The following is a 22,040-nucleotide window of genomic DNA, read 5'->3' on the forward strand; positions in this document are numbered from 1 at the left end:
GTATGGAAACAAATCAAATTTTAGAAACGATACGAATGATTGAAGAAGAAAAATTGGACATACGGACGATTACGATGGGGATTTCTTTGCTAGATTGTATGGACGGCGACGGCGAAGTGGCTCGAAAGAAAATCTATCAAAAAATCGTCACCAAAGCGCGCAATTTAGTGGCTGTTGGTGAAGCAATTGAATCCGAGTTCGGTATTCCGATTATTAATAAACGAATTTCTGTCACACCGATTGCGATTATCGCGGGATCTAGCGCCGACACGGACTACGTGGAATTTGCCAAAACACTTGATGCCGCAGCAAAAGAAGTTGGTGTGAATTTTATTGGCGGCTATTCCGCACTCGTTCAAAAAGGCTACACGAAAGGTGACGAAATCCTGATTCGCTCGATTCCACAAGCACTCGCGCAAACAGAACGGGTTTGTTCATCGGTCAATGTTGGCTCGACGCGAACTGGAATTAATATGGACGCTGTTCGTCAAATGGGCGAAGTAATCAAGGAAACTGCGGACTTAACAGCAGATACACAAGGCCTAGGTTGCGCGAAACTCGTTGTATTTGCCAATGCTGTCGAGGATAATCCTTTTATGGCCGGAGCATTCCACGGTGTTGGTGAAGCGGATTGCGTTATCAATGTCGGCGTCAGTGGTCCAGGTGTGGTTAAACGCGCCATTGAAAAAGTAAAAGGTGAACCATTTGATATTGTTGCAGAGACCGTGAAACAAACAGCTTTCAAAATCACTAGGATGGGTCAACTCGTTGGTCAAGTCGCTTCCGAAAAACTCGGCGTTCCTTTTGGAATTGTTGATTTATCACTTGCGCCAACCCCGGCGATTGGTGATTCGGTCGCACACATTTTAGAAGAAATGGGACTTGAAATGGTCGGAACGCACGGCACGACAGCGGCACTCGCACTTTTAAATGATGCTGTTAAAAAAGGTGGGGTCATGGCTTGTGGACATGTCGGTGGTTTATCAGGTGCATTTATCCCAGTTTCTGAGGACGCCGGTATGATTGAAGCCGTGCAACAAGGCGCGCTCAACCTCGAAAAATTAGAGGCAATGACGGCAATTTGCTCGGTTGGTCTGGATATGATTGCCGTACCAGGTGACACAACTGCAGAAACTCTAGCAGCGATGATTGCTGATGAAGCCGCAATTGGCGTAATTAACAATAAAACAACTGCTGTCCGAGTGATTCCAGCAAGCGGCACCAAAGTTGGCGACATGGTCGAATTCGGCGGATTACTAGGAACAGCACCAGTAATGCCAGTAAACGGTAAGTCTTCCGTGGACTTCATTGCGCGCGGAGGTCGAATCCCAGCACCAATTCATTCTTTCAAAAACTAACAAAAAAAGGTTTCCTCGCACATTCGGAGGAAACCTTTTATTATGTCGTTTTTCGTTCTACTAAATGGAAATCTAAATCGAGCAGTGGCAAATTGCTACCAAATAATTGGTTCATAATGAGCGTAAAAGCATTTTCCGCTTGTAAATTGACTGGATAATGAATCGTCGTAATATCAAGCAAATGCGCGACTTCCATATTATCAAAACCGCAAATCGCAAAATCTTCCGGCACACTATAACCAAGTCGCCTCGCTTCCGTCAACAGCCCCGCCGCAAAATAATCATTTGGTGTCAAAAAGGCATCAGGTTTGTGCTCGGTTTCCGCCAACCAATGCGCAATCTTTTCCCCGTCTTGCCGCGAACCTTGCCCGTAAAATTGTCTGAATTCATGCGGGTCAAGCTCATAACGTGCGCAAAAATCTTTAAAAGCAAGCATGCGACTTTGCGTATTTAACCCCGTTGTATTCCCGTATACGTTCACAAATTTTCGGTAACCTTTTGCATATAAATGCTCCAGGGCAAGCGTATAGCCATCGTATTGGTTCATAAATACAGAAGGGATTTTTTCGCTTTCGACGCGTTGCCAAGTGACAATCGGACCGTATTTTGTGTAATGCTCAATCGTTTTCCAATCATTCGACCGAATCACTAGAATGAGCGCATCGATTTGTTTTTGGCGCAGCATTTCTAGGGCTTCTAGTTCTTTATCCGGATCAATCCGCGTCATAAATAACGTGACGTTATAGCCGTGCTCTTGCGCTATCATCGTAAAACTTTTTAAAAATACATTAAGGGAATCCGTAAAACTAGGAATAACCATGCCGATTAACTTCGTTGCCCCTTTTTTCAAAGATACGGCGTTTATATTCGGAACATAATCTAACTGATCAATTATTGTCTGGACGCGTTTTCTCGTTTCATCACTTACATAGTCGCGATTATTAATTACTCGTGAAACTGTTGCCGATGAAACACCTGCCAGTTTCGCGATTTCTTGTATATTTGCCAATTGCCAAACACCTCGATTTCTCGTAGCTCTGTAATTAGTATACCAAAAAAGCCCGCCAAATAGCCAGTTTAGATAAATTTAAAATAAGTGCTTGACCTGTAATGCATTACATGAATTATGATGAACTAGAAGAAAAGAAAACGCTTTAAAATTCTAGGAGGTAAGTAAATTATGAAAAAAGGTGTAAAAATCGTTACAATTGGTGGGGGTTCTAGTTACACACCAGAACTTGTTGAAGGATTTATTAAACGCTATCATGAACTTCCAATCAGAGAACTTTGGCTAGTAGATATTGAAGCTGGTCGTGAAAAATTAGAAATCGTTGGTAATATGGCAAAACGTATGGTCAAAGCAGCGAACATTGACTGCGAAGTCCATTTAACACTAGATCGTCGCGAAGCTTTAAAAGATGCTGATTTTGTTACAACACAATTTCGCGTAGGTTTATTAGACGCTCGTATTAAAGATGAAAGAATTCCACTTAGTCACGGCATTATCGGCCAAGAAACAAACGGAGCAGGTGGGATGTTTAAAGCATTCCGTACAATTCCAGTTATTCTTGGTATTGTAGAAGATATGCGCGAACTATGCCCAGATGCTTGGTTAATCAACTTCACAAACCCAGCAGGTATGGTAACAGAAGCAGTTCTTCGTTACGGCAACTGGGATAAAGTTATCGGTCTTTGTAACGTGCCAATCGGAGCTGTGAAAAGCGCATCTGACGTTCTCGGCAAACCCGAAGAAGATTTATTCTTCAAATTTGCAGGAATCAACCACTTGCACTGGCACCGCGTATTCGACAAAGATGGTACCGAATTGACAGAAAAAGTTATCGACGGCCTTTACGCACCAGATGCTAACCCTGGAAAAGTCGTTGAAAACATTAAAAACATGCGCTTCTTATATGAACAAGTGAAACATCTAAAAATGCTGCCTTGTCCATACCACCGCTATTACTACATGACAGATGCAATGCTTGAAGAAGAACTTGCATCCTTCAAAAACGAAGGGACTCGCGGAGAAGTCGTGAAAAAATTAGAAGACAGCTTATTCGAATTATATAAAGATCCAAATCTTGATTACAAACCAGAAGAATTATCGAAACGCGGCGGCGCACATTATAGTGATGCAGCATGCGAAATCATCAACTCGATATACAACAACAAAGGTACGGTAATGGTCGTATCTACACGTAACAATGGCGCAATTGATGATGTTCCTTATGATAGTGCTGTAGAAATTACAAGCGTTATCCGTGCACACGGTGCGGAACCAATCAACTTCGGCAAATTCCCACCAGCACAACGCGGCTTGCTACAAGTAATGAAATCAATGGAAGAATTAACAATTGAAGCAGCAGTAACAGGCGATTACGCAACTGCGCTACAAGCCTTCACTTCCAATCCACTCGTTCCAAGCGGCGACTTAGCAAAAACAATCTTAGATGAAATGCTAGAAGCGCACAAAGAATTCTTACCACAATTCGCTAAATAATTCGCAAGTGATCCCTTGAAAACAGGGATCACTTTTTTTATGAGTTGTTTTAGCGAGCATTTTTTCAAGTTTCCTGTAAAATAGAAAAAAGGAGGTGTGCTTAATGCAAACAAATCTTGAAAGAATAAAAAAACACATAGAGAAACTAGATACTTTCACAGCAACCCCGGGTCAGGGGACAACTCGGCTTACATATAGCAAAGAAGACCTCGACGCGCGCAACTATTTAAAACAAGAAATGGCTAAAGTGGGCCTTGGAGTTTCAGAAGATGCGATTGGGAATATTTATGGACGTCTTGAAGGTACCAATCCTAATTTACCAGCAGTTATTGTCGGATCTCACTTTGACTCCGTGCCAAATGGTGGCGCTTTTGACGGACCAGCTGGCGTCATTACAGGTCTTGAAGTAGCTAGCGTTTTCCACGAACAGCACATTAAGCCACATTTTCCGCTTGAAATTATTGCGATGGTGGAAGAAGAAGGCTCTCGTTTTGGTGCAGGACTCCTTGCCTCACGAGCAATCACAGGCAAAGTCACAACAGAAATGCTGCACGAAATGGAAGATATAAATGGCGTTACAGCCGCGGATGCGATGGCGAGTGTCGGTTTTGACGCAAGCCAAGTACATACAGCTATTCGCACAAAAGAATCCATCAAAGCGTTTATCGAACTGCATATCGAACAAGGCCCCGTCCTCGAGAACGCCAATGAAGACGTAGCGCTAGTCGATACAGTAGTCGGTTTAACACAAATAAAAGTAACTGTAAAAGGGCAAGCTGGCCATGCAGGCACAACCCCAATGCTAGACCGGAAAGATGCACTAATTACAGCGGTCGAAATTTTAGGACAATTGCCAGAGCTCGCTATCCAAGAAGGCGGCGGAACCGTGCTAACAGTCGGCAAACTCAACGTCTATCCAAATGGCGCCAATGTTATCCCCGATAAAGTCATTTTCACCGTGGATATTCGCGCAAAAGACGAAATTCACGTCCAAAATACATTAGCAAAAACAAAAGAAATTATCCAAGCCGCCGAAAAAAACGGTATTACTTGCGAAATAGAAGATATGATTTACCAACAACCAACCCATTTATCAAAAGAGATACATCAAGCCCTAACCGAAAGTGCCGACCAATTAGGCTTTAAATATCGAACAATGGTTAGCGGGGCCGGACACGACGCGATGATTTTCGCCAGTTTGACCGAAGTGGGCTTGATTTTTGTCCCTAGCCATAACGGCATAAGTCATGCGCCAGAAGAATGGACCGATTACGACAAGCTCCAAAAAGGAATCGAAGTCGTACTTGAAACAGTAAAAAAATGGACGGAGGAAAGCGCGAATGAATCAGAAAATAAAGCAAGTAGTTTTAAATAATGAAAGTGAAATGATTGCCTTCCGCCGTGATTTGCACATGCATCCCGAACTTCAATGGCAAGAATTTCGAACAACCGACCAAGTTGCCAAAGAATTAGACAAACTGGGCATTCCTTACCGCCGCACGGAACCAACCGGATTAATCGCGGAACTGAAAGGCGGGAAACCGGGAAAAACAGTTGCCTTGCGTGCCGATATGGACGCACTCCCCGTCCAAGAGCTAAATCAAGACCTCCCGTATAAATCCACAGAAGACGGCAAAATGCACGCCTGTGGTCATGATGCTCATACAGCGATGTTAATAACCGCGGCAAAAGCACTTGTAGAAATAAAAGACGAGCTACCCGGAACAGTTCGCTTCATTTTCCAACCGTCAGAAGAAATTGCGGAGGGCGCCAAAGAAATGATTGCCCAAGGAGCGATGGAAGGTGTGGACCACGTGTTTGGAATCCATATCTGGTCCCAAACTCCAAGCGGGAAGATATCATGCGTAGTCGGCTCTACATTCGCTTCCGCAGATATTATCCAAATCGATTTCAAAGGCCAAGGTGGTCACGGAGCAATGCCACATGACACAATCGATGCAGCAGTTATCGCTTCCTCATTCGTCATGAATCTCCAAGCTATCGTAGCACGCGAAACAGACCCGCTTGATCCAGTCGTCGTAACAATCGGCAAAATGGACGTTGGCACACGCTATAACGTCATCGCAGAAAATGCCCGTTTAGAAGGGACGCTTCGTTGCTTCAACAACACTACACGCGCCAAAGTTGCCAAATCAATTGAACGCTACGCCAAACAAACCGCCGCTATCTACGGTGGCACGGCAGAAATGATTTACAAACAAGGCACACAACCAGTTATCAACGACGAAAAGAGCGCTTTACTTGTCCAAAAAACTATCACAGAATCATTCGCCGAAGACACGCTTTACTTTGAACGCCCAACAACCGGCGGAGAAGATTTCAGCTATTTCCAAGACGAAGCTCCCGGCAGTTTTGCACTCGTTGGCTGCGGCAATCCAGAAAAAGACACCGAATGGGCCCATCACCACGGTCGCTTTAACATCGATGAGGACGCTATGAAAAATGGCGCCGAGTTATACGCCCAGTTCGCCTATAACTATTTAAACCAAGATGAAATATAACAAAAAAAGCCTCCAGCTAATTCAATTAACTGGAGGCTTTTTGCATACTATTGTTTTTCTACTACATGTACATCTTCGAAAGAACCATATTTTGTCCACCAAGGAACGGCACCTTCGTCAAGCAATTTATCAAGAGAAGTAATGTTTTCTTTCCCTTGTGTACGAAGCCATTCACGTAAAGCATCATCGCCTTGTTTACCATACACTTCAATACCATCAGCCCAAGTTGCACGACCACAAAGAACGCCGCTATACTGTACGTTATGTTGGTTCGCGAATTGGATTGTTTTATGGAACATTTCAGAAGTTACACCAGCACTTAAATAAATAAATGGAAGCGGGCTTAAATCCGAACACTCTTCAAAATGACGAGCTGCTTCGTCTTGCGTATAAGCGACTTCACCTTCCGCAAAACCTTCCACATATTTAAAGTTAACTGGAACTTCAAGTTTAAGTACATCTACACCATAACGAGGTTTAGAAAATTCTTTAATAGAAGCTTTTACTTTCGCTGGTTTCAATTTAGCATACTCTAACGAACCAGAGTCAGTCACTTTTGCATCATAAGTAATTGGTTCTAAGAAAAATGGAATGTCAACTGCGCGACATTCAGCCCCAATTCTTTCTAAAAAGGCATATTTGATTTCATTAATTTCAGCTGGCTCATCTGGATCATAATAAACCAGAATTTTAACAGCGTCTCCGCCATTTTCTTTTATACGAAGCGCTGATAAATCTTCAATTAAATCAGGAAGTTTACCAGGAGTAGTTGCGTCATAGCCAGTTTTTTCATAAGAAGTTAAAAGTCCGCTACCTTCGTGGCGAGCTTTGATTGCTGGAGTACCATATTCTAAATCAAGCAAAATGGCAGAAGCATAAGGCGTTAATTCTTCAGACACAAGTTGTTTGAAGTCTTCCACGTCCTTTTTGTTTTCCGTTCCTTTTGCTTGTTGGATCATTTTTTTGAGTGAGCCACGTTGGTCAATGGCAAGCGCTGCAATTACACCTTTTTCGTTGGAGAGTCTTTGTAAACCATCAAATTTACCTTTTGTAATTTGTACCATTTTTATCTAGTCTCCTTTATAGCAATTTGTCGTTGCTTTAATCAATTTATCCTTCCTTATTATACCACTGAATAATTTTTTTAAAACATAGGTACATTTCCGTATTGATTTATCGCGTAGAATAATTTACGATATATGTGGAGTGTTAGGTATTATTAGAAGTTCGGGATAATTTCTACTAATACATTCTCTTTTGGGAAAGTCATTTAACGATTAGACTAGACCAGGAGTGATGAAATGAATCGACGCGAAAGACGTAAACAAAAAAGACGCAAGAACTTGATTATCGTGTTGAGTACTGTATTTCTACTGTTTATTGCCACTAGCTGGATGATATTTGAATTTAAAAGTAAACAACAGCAAACAGTATCCTCACCAACTAAGAAGAAAGCAGCAACTGCCGCAAAGCCACCAGAAGACTCAGGGACCAAAAAAGAAGAAACTAAAGAACCAGAGCCAGCAGAAGAAAAACCAAAAGAAACGATTGTAAAAAATCAAGAAATTGATGACTATTTACAAAAAATCGGATTTAGTGGTTCAGCACTTGTTGTTCGCGACGGAGAAATTATCATACAAAAAGGGTATATGTATGCCAATCGTGATGAAGAAGTATTGAATACACCAGATACGTTGTTCTATATTGGTTCATCTCAAAAGGCGATAATAGCAACAGCTCTTTTACAATTAGAAGAAAAAGGTAAAATAAATACGAATGATCCAATTTCGAAGTATATACCTGGTTTTCCTAATGGTAATAAGATTTTAGTTAAGAACTTTTTAAACCACACATCTGGGATTGTCGGGCGTCCGAAATTAACAAGTAACATGACGCCGGATCAATTGATTCAAGCTATTGAGAAGAGGGGAATTAAATCACAACCTGGGAAATGGGATTATATGGATGCTAATTACACTGTGGTTGGTTATCTTGTAGAGAAAGTTAGTGGAAAACCACTGGCAACCTATTTACAAGAAAATATTTTCGACCCAGCTGGAATGAAGCACACTGGATACTTACAGAAAGATGTCGATGGGGGCAAAAACGTATCAATAGGATACAAAATTGACGACAACGGAATTTTCCAAAGTCCAAAACTTGTAGACTTAACGCAATTATACGGATCAGGGGATATTAGTATGACTGCGACGGATTTGTATTTATTTGACAAAGCGCTAATGGATAAAAAATTAATTTCAGAAGCAAGTTTGAAAAAAATGTTCACACCGGGTAGTAAGTCAACTTATGGAATGGGATTCTATGTGGATCCAGGGAGTTATAATAGTCACGGGGTAGTAACCGGATGGGATGTGTCTAACAGTGTTAGCCACACCGGCAGAACTTACGTTGTTTTATTCTCCAACGTCCAAAATCATATTGCTTCCTTTGGTAAAGTGAATAACGACATTTATGGTTTTCTAAATAAATAAAAAAACTCGATTCTGCTGACAGAATCGAGTTTTTTATTATTTACCAGTAATTTGTTTTACAGCATCTTGCATTTGATATAGTTGAGCAGCGGCACTATAGTCGCTCCATTTAGTATTATCAACTTTGTATACTTGGTTTTTCTTCACAGCTGGAATATCTTTCCAAACGCCTTTAAGCATTTCATCCACAGAATCTGAATTGCCATCAGCTGGCATTAAAATAAATAGACGATCCGCACCTGCTGCATATTCAGGAATTGCCTCGCTAGAAATAGCTTTTGTTTCTTTGTTTGCTTTTGCAGCATCAGTCGGTGTGAAACCCGCACCGGAGTATAGTCCATCAAAAACTTTTGCATCATGCACATAGATTTCTTTACCATAAAATTGGATAACTGCCGCTTTTTCGTTTTCCACGCCAGCATCTTTGAGTGTTGCTTTAGCTTCTTTGGAACTTGCCGCGTAATCTTTATCCCATTTTTCTTTTTCTGCTTTCTTATTTAAAAGATCTGCAATGTTCGAAAGTTGTTTGTCCGGCGTATCACCGAAATGTGTGATATACACTGGTGCTACCTTTTCCAAATTCTCTAAAAGATCTTTTTGGTAATCACTAATAATGATTAAATCTGGGTTTAAATTAGCAATTTTTTCAATGCTAGGTTTGTCATTACCAACACTTTCTGTCCCTTTTGTTGCTTCGGGGTAGGTAGTGATGTAATAATCTGTCGTTCCAACTGGTTTAACGCCTAAAATCTCCATTTCACTTACGTTTTGAAGTGCGACGATTTTTTTCGGTGTTGTTGGAACTTGTATTTTACGATCCATTGTATCAGTTATCGTTTTTGTTGCATCTTCCTTGTCTTTGCTCGCGTCTTTATCCGAAGAGTTGCCACAAGCGGTTAAAACTACTGCTAAAAGTACAGTCATCAAAATAGCAGCCCATTTATGCTTTTGGAACATTGTGTATTTCCTCCCTAATTGAAAATGATTTTCATTATCGTTACAAAAGTAATTATATCGAAAACAGAAGGGAATGACAAGGTGAAATATCACACAAAATGTTTTTTATTGTTAAAATGGAATGCTCGCGCCAATAGTGAAAGTTGGAAATAAACGAAAATCTTCTATATGTATAAGCTTGCTCACCAATGTGGAACTTGTTCTCTGTGGTAAGAGCATTATTTGGCGTGTCTTGAAATTCGTGAAAAATCGATTTTCTTCTTCAAAAGTACGAAAACGTTATTTATTTGTGACAAAAAAACAAACGAGATTTTTACTTATTTACGAGGAATTCAGCCAAAATTTTCCGGAATTTCCTTTTAGAAAGTCTATTATTCCATCTCTATAGAGAATATTGGTAATTGCACACATGGTAACATAAGTTGAGTTCTCGCCAAGCTTAACCGCGTATTGCTTACTAAATTATTCGAGAAGAGGAGTGGATTTGAGTGGAAGAATTATTTACATATAAAGAATTTATTAACATGATGCAAAAATATGGGATTAGGCATACAAAACGTAAATTGAGACGTGGCGAAAATTTAATGGAAAAATCTTCTAAGCTGAATAATGTCGTTTTATTAATAGATGGTTATATAAGTAGTTACACATGTGAAGCACCTGAAAAGCTCTTGTCTATTTTTGAGCCAGGGATTTTTCTAAGTTATTCCATTTTAGAAGATGCACCGCAAATTGTAACGAATATCGCTCTCTCGGATAGTTGTGAAGTGTACGAGTATAAAAAAGAAGATGTCGAGTATGCATTAACGCTATTTCCGGAAAATTTTGGCTTTCAATATTTTTTTCTAAAGAGAATTGGGCGTCATTTGTATTATAGGGCGTTACTTAATAGCAAGGAGCATAAGGAAAAACTATATTATGCGATGAAATATTTGGGAGAACTCATTGGGAAAACGGATAAAAACGGAAATGTTACGTTACCTCCAGAAGTGACGTTAAAAGTGTTAATTGAATACAGTACATTATCGAAGGCGGCTTTTTACCGGCAACGCTTTCGTTTATTAGAACAAGAAATTTTAAAGCCGCATAAAAAAACATTTATCGTACAGAAAAAGGTAGCAAGTCATTATGAAAACCAGCTAACTAGCATTTAAAAGGAGACATACAAACAATGAAAATCAATTGGAAAATAGTTCTGCTTTTTGTTTTAATTTTAACGCTTATTGTTCCGGTTTATTCGAGTGCTGTGGAAACGGAAAAAAGTGTAAATGCACCTAAAAATTTGAAGGCTAGCCCGCTAACAATTCCAGCAAATAGCACGATAGCAGATTTGTTTCCCGATGAAGGGATGGCAAAAACTATCGCAAACCAACTAGCAAGAGTAGAAAATAACAATTTTCAAACACCTGCTAAAACGGATTGGAAAGTGGATGATGTTGTTACTGAAGTGGAGTTAAATAAAATAGCCTTCTTAACTTCAGTTGCTCCTATAGGAAGTATCGAAGGCATTCAATATCTACCTAATCTTTACGATGTACGGTTATATATTAATAAACAGTGTAAGGATTTATCTCCTTTTTTAAAGGCACCAAATGGATACTCACAGTTATATCGGTTAAGTATTAATAATGGTAATATTTCAGATATTTCACCTCTTACTGAACTGAGTGCACCAACGCTTAACGATATAGACTTAGGAGGTAATAACATTTCTGATTTATCCCTTTTTCCAAAGCTGCCTAATAAATTCCCTAATTTAGAAGAAATATCTTTGGAAAGAAATAATATATCAGATGTTTCGCCACTTGCTAAATTTGCCAGTACTAAAATAAAGATATTTAATTTGGATGAGAATCATATTACTGATTTATCTAGTCTTACAAATAACAAAATGCCTAATTTACAGCGATTATATGTTCGATATCAAACATTAGATATGGAACCGGTAGTTACTTCTAGTAAGTATGAATTTTCTATACAGCCATCTATTTTCGGAACAACCAAGCCAGTTAAAATAACTGCTACTAAACCCAAAGCAACTATTGATCCTATTACTTCTAAAATTACATATTCAGCAGAAGAAATGGCTAAAAAACCGTTTTATTACTCTCCTTTGTTTCCAGGAGTTACCTATTCGTGGGACGAGGATTTTCCGTTAAATGGTAGCAATAGCCTAGTGGACTTCAGGGGTACGATTACTCAGCCATTAACTTATATTGGCCCACCACAAGTTGTGTCTTACAATTCAGGCCTTACTTATGAGATAGGTACATCACTTACGGAACAACAATTTCTAAACGATGTCAATTTGATAACAGATCAACCAACAACAATTACAAGCGATTTTGATGTGAAACTAAAGAATCTAAACACTGTAGGTATTTACTGGGTTGCTGTCAAAGCTTCTAATATTGAAGGAAATGCGGAGGCCAATATTATGGTAACGATTAAGTATAAGCCACCAGTCATAACCGCAGATGCAGAATACACCTATTTAGTAGGAGATAAAGTGAATGCTACTCAATTTCGAGCAGATGTAAATGCAACTTTGACAGGTGAAGGAACACTAAGAGATGACTTTACAACTAAAGTAAGACTTAATACGGCGGGAGATTATGTTGTAACTCTTTCTTCGCCTAAAAGTGGATACTATGAGCAAGATGCAATACCTGTTACAGTCATCGTTCACGTAAAAGAACTTTTGGAATTGCAAATCCCAGATGAATTTCGAATGGATATAGATGCAAATGAAGACTCTGTACCAATTTCAGATAAGAAACAAACGCTTAAATGCTATGGTTCGTCTGGAAAGGCTGAGTTAGAGGTAATAGATAGACGAACTGTGCGGCAAGGCTGGACGATAACCGGTGCGATGACACCATTTACCAATAGCGGCGGCGACGTGCTACAAACTTCGCTAAAATATCAAAGCAAAGCCCTTTCCAGCAGTCCGATTTATTTAAATACGACAAATCAACCTATCGAAAAGAAACAATCAGCTGTGACTGACCCGAAATATGATTCCACTGTTTTCAATCTGGAAGACAGTTTATCCATGGAAATTGAGCCAAACGATGCGCTAGTGAACGATTCCTATGAGTCGAAAATTACGTGGACGTTGGAAGATGCACCTCGACCATAATCAGCTACATCAAATAAAAGGAGCTATCTAAATTGAAAAAAATGGGATTCATTTTAATTTGTTGTTTGTTTGTGTGCGCATCGCCGTTTTATGTAAAAGCGAATACGGATAAAGCGACAAGCAAAGCGGGAGTGATTTTCACGCATGACCCCCGAAAACCAAAAACTGGAACAGATGATAGAAGCGGCACTTTTCCAACCAAAGTCCCTCCCAAAAAGCTGCCGAAAACAGGAGATACGACCGATTTATATTTTATTTTGCTAGGAATCAGTTGTATTTTAATCGCGAGAAATGGCTACTTTAAGGAGGTGAGGAAAGAAATTCGGTGAAACAGCACGACAAAAAAAGGATAACAGAAAGAGGAGAATAATAATGACAAGTAGAACAGTAAAAGTAACAACAGCGAGTTTATTAGCATTAGGATTGATTGTTGCACCAGTACTTTCTGGAGATTTTGCTTCAGCAGCGACTTCGGTAACGAAAGATTCAAAAGGGATTGTAAAATTTGATAAGAGTACAACGCCTGATCCGACTCCAGTAAATCCAGATCCAGTTGATCCAAATCCGGTTATTCCAGATCCGACTGATCCGCCAATTGGCACCGATGGACTTTGGATTTTAGCAGTATCTGACTGGGATTTCGGAACACATAACGTATCCACTTTATCTTCTGGTTCGTTAGATGTACATGCCGCAGATGATACGATTTCCACGTATGTTGATACAAATGGTAATGGACAACAAGATTTACCAGGGGAAGTTACTGTAGCTAAAGACGTAACACCTTATGCGCAAATTAGCGATGTTCGTGGTACCAATACAGGGTGGACACTTTCCGTGACAGGTAGCGAGTTCAAGGATTCTTCCACACCAGCAAAAACAATTCCAGGTGCAACATTAACTATTCCGAAATCGACTGTTGACTCGGCGACTTCTACTGCACAACCACCAACAGGATATGATAACGTAACGATTTCCATGACTGGCGGAGCAGCAGTTCCAGTAATGGCAGCCAAAGACAAGCAAACAGCCACTCCAACTAACTTCAGTGATGATGAAGGAATGGGAACATGGACAGATAGCTTTGGTTCCGCAGCAGTTTCGGCAACCAATACTTCGAAACCTAAATTATCTATTCCGCAAAATGTTGTTGTAGCAGACGGAACTTACGAAAGTACATTAACTTGGACTTTAAGCGATACACCAGGAGTTTAACATTTTTCCAAAAGAGAAAACTTCATTAATTGATGTTGTTTTCTCTTTTTACTTTGAGCAACGAGGAGGAAAAAGTAACTTGAAAAAAATATGCGCAATCATCTTTGCTTGTACAATCGCTGTCCTTTGCTTTCCGGGGCAGCAGGCAGATGCAACTGAAAATAGTAGTTTTTCCGTAAAAGCAATTCTCCCTGATAATCAGGCATCAAGCGTGACCTATTTCGATTTACAAATGAAACCGCAGCAGAAACAATCGCTAAATGTCGAAATCACCAACCATAGTAAAGAAAAAATTACCGTTAATTGCGTTGCCAATACAGCTGTTACCAATGAGATGGGCTATGTGGATTACTCGATTCCAAACACCAAACCAGATAAAACGTTAAAATATCCATTTGCGGATATAGCGAAAGAGAGCGCGTCCGAGGTTACACTTGACCCAAATGAAACCAAAACATGGACGGTTACGATTCAAATGCCCGCTGAAAACTTTGACGGCATTATTTTGGGCGGATTGCATTTCAAAGAAAAGAAAGCAGAAGACAAAGAAAAAGCTTCTGACGAAAAAGATGTCCAAATTAAAAATGAATACGCCTACGTCATCGGTGTGAAGCTAACCGAAAAAACGACTGTCGTAAAACCAGAACTAGAATTGAATCAAATTAAACCAGCTACTCGAAATTACCGCAATGTAGTAGAAATAAATTTGCAAAATACAAAAGCGACCTTAGTTGGCGGGCTGGCCGTGGATGCCAAAATATATAAACAAGGCAGCGATGAAGTATTACATGAAGCGAAACGAACAGATTTATCGATGGCACCAAACTCCAATTTTAACTACAGTGTAGACTGGGAAAACCAAGAGTTAAAACCGGGCAAATATAAGTTACATTTAGTCGCCAGAAATACTGATGATAAATGGGAGTGGACGGAAGAGTTCACTATTTCTTCAGATGAAGCGAAAAAAGCCAATAAAGTAGCATTAGGATTAGAGAAAGATTACACATGGATGTATATTACAGGTGGCGTTCTATTGCTCCTGCTTATCCTCACAGCAACATACTTTATTGGTAGACGCACAGCAAAGAAAAATCATGATGCCGAATAAAAGTACACAAAAAAACAGCTTGAAAATAAGGATTTAACCTTACTTCAAGCTGTTTTATTATTTTTTAATTTTTTCTGTTTCCACAACACGAAGCCCTTTACGTTCTAAGTGGGTGATGATTTCGTTCTTCTTATCTTCTGTTACGCCAACTGGTAGTGAAACAAGCACGCGGCGAATGAAGTCTTCTGTTTGGTTATCCAGTGTGATTAAACTTGCGATGCTCGAGTAACGGTCGATGATTTTGGTGATTTTTGTTAAGGCACCTTGAACTTCACCAGTTGCAATAGTAAGAACATAGCTAGTCGTTTGCACATTCCAGCCGTCTTGTAGCAAACCAAGTAATTTTCCGTGCGTTAAAATTCCATAAAAGTTACCTTGTTCATTTAGAACCGCGATATATGGTAGCTCTTTAATTGTAAAAAAGACTTCAAAGAAAGATGCGTTTACACAAATATGTTTCGTTGCATTTTTGATTAAGCTCATTACAGGATCACTAAGGCTTCCACCGTTAGCTGCATGTTTGTATATATGCATTTTATAAATGTTGCCTAGGAATTTTTCACCTTTTTCGTCTAATACAGGAACACAGCGATAACCAGATTCTTCTAGTAAATGGATAGCCTCTTGTAACGTAGCATCTCCAGGGACGGTTGTTAAATTGATCTTAGGGATACAAAGGTTTTTTATCAACATGTTCTTCACTCCATTCTTCTTCCCTTTCATTTTAACGTAAAGTAGGACTTTTGTATAGAAAATCACTGTAATCTGGTGCGATAATTCGGAAAAAATGCGATTATTTACTTATGTAATTGGAAACTTTTGGCATAAGGTTTAATTTTTCTGGAAAAAGTGTATTATTAACTATGCTATGTAAATTTGTAAACAGAAAGAAGGACGTTTAAATGCAAAAAGAAATGTTGAATTTTGATTATTATAATCCTACTCATATTATTTTTGGTAAAAATCGTTTAGAGGAATTAAATCAAGTGATCCCGCAAGATAAAAAGGTATTAATTTTATATGGCGGCGGAAGTGTGAAAAAATTTGGGACACTCGATAAAGTAAAAGAAGTTCTTAAATCACGAGAGGTTGGCGAATTTGGTGGTATTGAAGCCAACCCTACATACGAAACATTAATTAAAGCAATCCAATTAGTAAAAGAAGAAAACTATGACTTTTTACTTGCAGTTGGTGGCGGATCCGTTATTGACGGTACAAAATTTGTTGCAGCTGGTGCATTATTTGACGGTGAACCGATGGATATTTTTGGTAGCGGCATTGGCGAAAAACGTCCAATCACAAAGGCGCTTCCTTTTGGTACAGTATTGACACTTCCAGCAACTGGTTCTGAAATGAATAGCGGCGGAGTAATCACTTTTGTAGAGAAGAAAGCGAAACTTGGCTTCGGTAGCGCTTATACGTACCCAGTTTTCTCCTTGCTTGATCCAGAACTTACGTACACACTACCAAAACGTCAACTGGCAAATGGTATTATGGATGCGTATGTGCATGTGATGGAACAATATATGACTTATCCAGTGGGCGCGTTATTACAAGATCGTTATGCGGAAAGTCTACTACAAACGTTAATCGAAATTGGTCCAGCTGTGATTGAGGAAGATAATCACGATTACAACACACGGGCTACTTTTATGTGGTCAGCTACGAATGCGCTTAATGGGACGTTATCAAGAGGTGTTCCGCAAGACTGGGCGAGTCACAGCTTAGGTCACGAAATTACAGCACTTTATGGTATTGATCATGCGCGTACTTTGGCGATTGTTCTTCCATCCCTTTTAAATGTTCGTCGTAGTGAAAAACATGATAAATTAGTGCAATATGCCGAACGAGTGTGGGGGATTACGACTGGCAATGAGGAAGAAAAAATAGATGCAGCAATTCTGAAAACACGTGAATTTTTTGAAAGTTTAGGGGCAGGAACTAGATTTAGTGATTACGGACTTGGCGAAGAAGTAGTAGACTTACTTGTCGATCAACTGGAACGTCACGGTTTAACAAATATTTCCGAACGTGGCGACCAAACTTTAGAAGTATCTCGTCAAATTTATACAAATGCTTTATAATGGATAACGAAACTTTTGCGTAAATCATAGAGAAGAAATTTGCTTGCTTGAATAAAAACGAAAAGAAAGAAGGCGAATTTTCTTGAGTACCAACAAGGAAAAAACATTTTTCGGGCACCCGCGTGGCCTGGCAACATTATTTAATACCGAATTTTGGGAGCGATTCTCCTATTACGGAATGCGCGCGTTATTACTTTACTATATGTATACTGCGGTATCAGATGGTGGACTTGGATTTAGCCAATCAACAGCAACGGCGATTATGTCTATCTATGGTTCACTAGTATTTATGTCAGGCGTCATTGGTGGCTGGTTTGCTGACCGTGTCTTGGGGGCACGTCAAACCATCTTTTACGGTGGCGTACTGATTATGGTCGGTCATATCGTTCTAGCAATACCAAGTGGTGGAGCAGCGGCACTATTTGGCTCGATGGCGTTTATTATTCTAGGAACTGGTCTACTTAAACCGAACGTTTCTAATGTCGTTGGGGATTTATATCCAGCGGGCGATAATCGTCGCGATGCTGGCTTTAGTATTTTTTATATGGGGATTAACTTAGGTGCATTTATTGCTCCACCAATCGTTTCAGCTGTTTCTGACAACGCTGGAAGTTACCACGCTGGTTTTGGTGTGGCGGCAGTTGGGATGGCAATTGCACTTGTGGTTTATGTTTTAACAGGAAAACGTTACTTAAAAGACGCTGGCAAAAAAGCGCCAAATCCGCTTCAAAAATCAGAAGCAAAAAGTCTTACCTTCAAAATAGTTGGCATTGTTTTAGGAATAGCGTTATTAATTGCTGTTTTAACTTGGATTACAGGTAGTTTAACAATTGATACGATTATTCTTGCTGTAACGGTGATGGGCGTGGGGGTTCCACTCTTTTACTTTATTATGATGATGACTAGTAAGAAAACAGAGGCGGACGAAAAATCACGTTTGACTGCATACATACCGTTATTTTTAGTCGCAGTATTATTTTGGATGATTGAAGAACAAGGCTCGTCAACACTAGCACTTTTCGCGGCAGAAAGAACGGATTTATCTATTTGGGGCATGAACTTAAATCCGGCCAATTTCCAGTCGCTTAATCCAGTGTTTGTTATTACGCTTTCACCAATTTTTGCATGGATTTGGACGAAACTCGGCGACAGGCAACCATCTACACCACGCAAATTTGCGCTCGGACTATTCTTTGCCGGTTTATCTTTTGTTGTCATGATGCTTCCGGGTATTTTGCACGGAAATACGACAACACTTGTAAGTCCGCTTTGGTTAGTACTAAGCTTCTTCATCTGTATTTTTGGGGAAATGTTTATCTCGCCAGTTGGCCTATCCGCAACAACCAAACTAGCACCAAAAGCTTTTGCATCTCAAACAATGAGCTTATGGTTCTTGTCAGATGCGATGGGGCAATCATTCAACGCCCAATTAACACAATACTTTAATGCCGACACAGAAATTGCTTACTTCGGAATCACAGGCTTCGTAGCAATAGCCTTTGCGGTAGCATTATTCATTATCGCCCCATTCTTGAAAAAGTATATGAAGGGTGTTCATTAAAAGAATTTAAAAACACTTTCTCGATTTTGGAGGAAGTGTTTTTTCTTTTAAGTAATTGCAATGAAATTTAAGACGTTTAATGGAAAAGAAATTGACATAAATGTAATTTTCATTTATTCTGACATTATATTTAATTAAGGAGATGAAATTATGAAACTAAAAAAAGAAAGCGTATTCAAAATTTTGACTTTTGCTATAATAATGGTTCTTGTATCAATGCCAATAGCAAATACAATCACTGTTTCAGCGCAAGAGAATGATTTGCAAAATGAAGAGGGTCTTAATACATACTCACCACTGAATGAAGAAACATTATTGTTAGGAGATGAACTAATTGTTAATCAAGATGTAAATTTATTAGAACCACCAATGAAATTATTTTCGAATCAAACTGATGGTGGAGGATCAAAATATAAATTAGTTTCAAAACAGGTAGTCAACATGAAAACCACTAATACGCTTTATCATTGGGCATTTTTAGCAATTAGTTATAATGCTGTTACCCAAGTTGCTAAAAAAGCTATAGCGGGGACAGTGGTTACAGTAGCAGCCGATTATGGAATTAATTACAAAGGCTACAAATATTTAAGACAAACTATTTATAAATATTCAACAAAAACGCAAGATAAATATAAAGTAATTGATGAGTATTCAAATAGCAAAACAACTTGGAAAGGTCCTGTAACAACATCTTATTCTACTGTGAAAAAATAAAAAGTTAAAATTTTGCCATTAGGATATACTTCTCCTAATGGCAAAATTAGTAGTAATTCTATAAATCGCTTTAATAAATACCGAAAAGCTTACTTTTGTTTTTTGTGGTCAGATTTTTCTTTTTATTACTTCAATTGCCACCATATATACAATACTAAATATAAAAAATGTAGTTGCAATGTTACTCAATGATAGCTGTTTCATTCCAATGATGCTTGCAAATACAAGTATTATTGGGATTAATAAACCTAATAAGATGATAAAATAATAGGAAAATATATTTCTGTTTTTTAGATATCTTTCATCTTTTTCCACCTTATCCTCTTCAAACTGTTTTTTGATAGTATTTTTACTTCCAAAAACAGTTATACTCACTACGATAATACCTATTAGTATAAATTCTAAAAAGTTGGTAGTTTCAAATGGCTTTTCGCCTCTCATTATGGACAGTATCGAAACCACATACACCATAAGCAAAAGAGTACTAATAATTCTATGTATACTGTACCTTTTCATTGTTATTCTCCCTCCAAATTAAAAATTTCTTCAACAGGTAAGTGGAAATATTTGGCTATCTTTAAGCTAAGTTCTAAGCTAGGGTTATACTTACCTTTTTCAATAGCATGTATAGTTTGTCGAGATACTTCTAAAGCTTTAGCTAAATCATTTTGAGGGATATCGTGTTGTTCTCTTAAGTATTTAACCTTATTTGTAACAATCATTAAATCACCACCGAGTAAAGATATCTTTACTTGGATTATATAATGAAGTTTATAAAAAGTAAAGTTATCTTTACTTTTTATTTTATGAAAATATTTCCTGTTTATGCATTTTAGTTTAAAGGTGCATAAAAATCAAACTATTTAGAGCTTTATTTAGTTTTATTGTAAATAAATTAGTTTGCCATTAACTCCTAAGATTGCTACTATTAAAGGGAGAAGTGATTAGTTAAAGGAGTGTATACATGGAATCAGCAGGTAGGGTAGTTATTTATTTAACGCGACATGGAAAGACGATTTTAAACACACTTGATCGGGTGCAGGGCTGGGCTGACTCGCCTTTAACCGAAGAAGGAGCACTTGTTGCGCATGATTTAGGTCGTGGCTTGAAGGGGACTAATTTTGTAGCCGCTTACGCAAGTGACCGGGGACGCGCAATTGAAACTGCTCGAATTGTCATGAACGAAAGCGACAACAATCATTTAAAACTAGGAAAATTAGCTGAGATGCGTGAATTTGGTTTCGGTAAATTTGAAGGGGAATATAACCAAGCGGTGTTAAAAATGGTTGCAAAGGCACACGGTTTTGAATCAATTGAAAGTTATTATGCAAAAAATGCTGAAAAAAATGCTAACATCGTGATTGATACGGTGCACAAAATGGACGAAACTGGAATGACGGAAAACGCAGCTATTTTTGAAGAAAGATTAACTGCTGGGCTTGATGCAATTCTTACAGATGCGCAAAACCGTGGTGGTGGAGAAGTCTTAGTCGTTGCACATGGTATGGTTATTCATCGCATTATTGAAATGATTGATCCGAGTAAAAGTATAAGAATTATTGAAAATGCCAGCGTGACTAAAGTTATTTTTGAAAATGGGGCGTATTCGATTGAAGAACCGGGGAATATGTCGTATGTAGAAGCTGGTAAAAAAGCATAAGGGGGAGTTTAAATGACAGCAGGAAAACTGAATGTGTACTTAGTTAGGCACGGCAAGACGATGTTTAATACATCTCGTCGTGTGCAAGGGTGGTCAGATACGCCATTAACAAATGAAGGAATCGAAGTGGCGGAATTTTTAGGACGTGGACTTCGCGAAACTCCATTTGATGCAGTTTATACGAGTGACCGTGGCCGGACGATTGAAACGGCTGGAATCGTGTTACGCGAAAGCAAACAAGCCCATTTAGAAATCAATGAATTACGTGATTTTCGTGAGTTTGGCTTTGGTAAATTTGAAGGTGAGTATGAAGATATTATGTTTGGCCAAGTAATGGAATATTTAGGCTTCAAGTCAGTAGAAGAAGCTTTTGAAAAATTCGGTGATGATGGGTACCAAATTATATCCGAAACAGTGGAAAAAATTGATGAAACTGGTATGTCCGAATCATGGGATACGATGGTTGGTAGATTGAAAAATGCGCTAGAAACAGTTAGTGCGGAAAATAAATCGGATAATGCGAATGTTTTAGTTGTTTCTCATGGAATGGCAATCAATACAATTATTTCCTTCTTTGATAAGTCGTTAATCAATCCTGAACTTGCCAATGCAAGTGTTACAAAACTAGGCTTTGAAAATGGCACATGGACCATTGAGGCTGTGAATGATTTAAGTTACATTGAAGCAGGAAAAACAGTTTTAGTATAAAAAAATCCAGAATGGT

Annotated in this window: 21 protein-coding genes; 15 read left to right on the forward strand and 6 right to left on the reverse strand. The window is 38.9% G+C overall.

Going from position 1 to position 22,040, the window contains the following annotated elements:
• Positions 1-2 precede the first annotated feature (2 nt).
• Positions 3-1,358, forward strand: coding sequence for a PFL family protein (locus HCJ30_RS01535; protein ID WP_003721328.1), 1,356 nt, complete (start codon positions 3-5; stop codon positions 1,356-1,358).
• 40 nt (positions 1,359-1,398) lie between these two features.
• Here the strand turns inward: HCJ30_RS01535 and HCJ30_RS01540 are convergent, their stop codons facing one another.
• On the reverse strand, positions 1,399-2,367 hold the full coding sequence (locus tag HCJ30_RS01540) for a LacI family DNA-binding transcriptional regulator (protein WP_185390688.1): 969 nt from the start codon (positions 2,365-2,367) through the stop codon (positions 1,399-1,401).
• 171 nt (positions 2,368-2,538) lie between these two features.
• On the opposite strand from HCJ30_RS01540, the gene HCJ30_RS01545 reads away from it, so the two are divergent.
• From HCJ30_RS01545 to HCJ30_RS01555, 3 genes are all read left to right on the forward strand, one after another.
• Positions 2,539-3,861: a 6-phospho-beta-glucosidase gene (locus tag HCJ30_RS01545; RefSeq protein WP_069001723.1), complete on the forward strand. Its 1,323-nt coding sequence runs from the start codon at positions 2,539-2,541 to the stop codon at positions 3,859-3,861.
• Between the two features lie 103 nt (positions 3,862-3,964).
• On the forward strand, positions 3,965-5,236 hold the full coding sequence (locus tag HCJ30_RS01550; protein WP_185390689.1) for a Zn-dependent hydrolase: 1,272 nt from the start codon (positions 3,965-3,967) through the stop codon (positions 5,234-5,236).
• Positions 5,202-6,383, forward strand: coding sequence for a M20 family metallopeptidase (locus HCJ30_RS01555; protein ID WP_185390690.1), 1,182 nt, complete (start codon positions 5,202-5,204; stop codon positions 6,381-6,383). Before HCJ30_RS01550 ends, HCJ30_RS01555 begins: the two co-directional genes overlap by 35 nt.
• A 47-nt stretch (positions 6,384-6,430) precedes the next feature.
• Here the strand turns inward: HCJ30_RS01555 and HCJ30_RS01560 are convergent, their stop codons facing one another.
• Positions 6,431-7,447 (reverse strand): tagatose-bisphosphate aldolase, encoded by a 1,017-nt coding sequence (locus tag HCJ30_RS01560; RefSeq protein ID WP_008946969.1) that lies wholly within the window; start codon positions 7,445-7,447, stop codon positions 6,431-6,433.
• 237 nt (positions 7,448-7,684) lie between these two features.
• On the opposite strand from HCJ30_RS01560, the gene HCJ30_RS01565 reads away from it, so the two are divergent.
• A complete protein-coding gene (locus tag HCJ30_RS01565; RefSeq protein ID WP_185390691.1) occupies positions 7,685-8,875 on the forward strand; it encodes a serine hydrolase domain-containing protein in 1,191 nt (396 codons plus the stop codon).
• Between the two features lie 36 nt (positions 8,876-8,911).
• Here the strand turns inward: HCJ30_RS01565 and HCJ30_RS01570 are convergent, their stop codons facing one another.
• Positions 8,912-9,832 (reverse strand): ABC transporter substrate-binding protein, encoded by a 921-nt coding sequence (locus HCJ30_RS01570; RefSeq protein ID WP_185390692.1) that lies wholly within the window; start codon positions 9,830-9,832, stop codon positions 8,912-8,914.
• Positions 9,833-10,320: 488 nt separating this feature from the next.
• Here HCJ30_RS01570 and HCJ30_RS01575 point away from each other — a divergent pair, with 488 nt between their 5' ends.
• From HCJ30_RS01575 to HCJ30_RS01595, 5 genes are all read left to right on the forward strand, one after another.
• Positions 10,321-10,986 (forward strand): Crp/Fnr family transcriptional regulator, encoded by a 666-nt coding sequence (locus tag HCJ30_RS01575; RefSeq protein ID WP_185390693.1) that lies wholly within the window; start codon positions 10,321-10,323, stop codon positions 10,984-10,986.
• A 17-nt stretch (positions 10,987-11,003) separates the two neighbouring features.
• The gene (locus HCJ30_RS01580) at positions 11,004-12,974 is read left to right on the forward strand and encodes a LapB repeat-containing protein (protein WP_185390694.1); all 1,971 of its coding nucleotides are present in this window, start codon (positions 11,004-11,006) and stop codon (positions 12,972-12,974) included.
• 32 nt (positions 12,975-13,006) lie between these two features.
• On the forward strand, positions 13,007-13,303 hold the full coding sequence (locus tag HCJ30_RS01585) for an LPXTG cell wall anchor domain-containing protein (RefSeq protein ID WP_185390695.1): 297 nt from the start codon (positions 13,007-13,009) through the stop codon (positions 13,301-13,303).
• A 43-nt stretch (positions 13,304-13,346) separates the two neighbouring features.
• A complete protein-coding gene (locus HCJ30_RS01590) occupies positions 13,347-14,189 on the forward strand; it encodes a WxL domain-containing protein (RefSeq protein ID WP_185390696.1) in 843 nt (280 codons plus the stop codon).
• A gap of 79 nt (positions 14,190-14,268) precedes the next feature.
• Positions 14,269-15,297, forward strand: a complete 1,029-nt coding sequence (locus HCJ30_RS01595; protein WP_185390697.1) for a WxLIP family cell surface protein — start codon at positions 14,269-14,271, stop codon at positions 15,295-15,297.
• Positions 15,298-15,354: 57 nt separating this feature from the next.
• Here the strand turns inward: HCJ30_RS01595 and cbpA are convergent, their stop codons facing one another.
• A complete protein-coding gene (gene cbpA, locus HCJ30_RS01600; protein WP_185390698.1) occupies positions 15,355-15,990 on the reverse strand; it encodes a cyclic di-AMP binding protein CbpA in 636 nt (211 codons plus the stop codon).
• 209 nt (positions 15,991-16,199) lie between these two features.
• Here cbpA and HCJ30_RS01605 point away from each other — a divergent pair, with 209 nt between their 5' ends.
• The 3 genes from HCJ30_RS01605 (at position 16,200) to HCJ30_RS01615 (ending at position 19,656) form a co-directional block, all read left to right on the forward strand.
• Complete coding sequence (locus HCJ30_RS01605; RefSeq protein WP_185390699.1) at positions 16,200-17,381, forward strand: iron-containing alcohol dehydrogenase; 1,182 nt, start codon at positions 16,200-16,202, stop codon at positions 17,379-17,381.
• Between the two features lie 82 nt (positions 17,382-17,463).
• Positions 17,464-18,942 carry a peptide MFS transporter gene (locus HCJ30_RS01610; RefSeq protein ID WP_185390700.1) on the forward strand — a complete coding sequence of 493 codons (1,479 nt, stop codon included), beginning with the start codon at positions 17,464-17,466 and terminating at the stop codon, positions 18,940-18,942.
• A 150-nt stretch (positions 18,943-19,092) separates the two neighbouring features.
• Positions 19,093-19,656, forward strand: coding sequence for a hypothetical protein (locus tag HCJ30_RS01615; RefSeq protein ID WP_185390701.1), 564 nt, complete (start codon positions 19,093-19,095; stop codon positions 19,654-19,656).
• Between the two features lie 108 nt (positions 19,657-19,764).
• Here the strand turns inward: HCJ30_RS01615 and HCJ30_RS01620 are convergent, their stop codons facing one another.
• Both HCJ30_RS01620 and HCJ30_RS01625 read right to left on the reverse strand, forming a co-directional pair.
• Positions 19,765-20,172: a hypothetical protein gene (locus HCJ30_RS01620; RefSeq protein WP_185390702.1), complete on the reverse strand. Its 408-nt coding sequence runs from the start codon at positions 20,170-20,172 to the stop codon at positions 19,765-19,767.
• 2 nt (positions 20,173-20,174) lie between these two features.
• A complete protein-coding gene (locus tag HCJ30_RS01625; protein WP_185390703.1) occupies positions 20,175-20,378 on the reverse strand; it encodes a helix-turn-helix transcriptional regulator in 204 nt (67 codons plus the stop codon).
• A 242-nt stretch (positions 20,379-20,620) separates the two neighbouring features.
• On the opposite strand from HCJ30_RS01625, the gene HCJ30_RS01630 reads away from it, so the two are divergent.
• Together HCJ30_RS01630 and HCJ30_RS01635 are read left to right on the forward strand one after the other, a co-directional pair.
• A complete protein-coding gene (locus tag HCJ30_RS01630) occupies positions 20,621-21,316 on the forward strand; it encodes a histidine phosphatase family protein (RefSeq protein ID WP_185390704.1) in 696 nt (231 codons plus the stop codon).
• Positions 21,317-21,328: 12 nt separating this feature from the next.
• Positions 21,329-22,024, forward strand: a complete 696-nt coding sequence (locus HCJ30_RS01635; protein ID WP_185390705.1) for a histidine phosphatase family protein — start codon at positions 21,329-21,331, stop codon at positions 22,022-22,024.
• The last annotated feature ends 16 nt before the right edge of the window (positions 22,025-22,040 follow it).

Source organism: Listeria cossartiae subsp. cossartiae, from assembly GCF_014224155.1.
Classification (GTDB): domain Bacteria; phylum Bacillota; class Bacilli; order Lactobacillales; family Listeriaceae; genus Listeria; species Listeria cossartiae.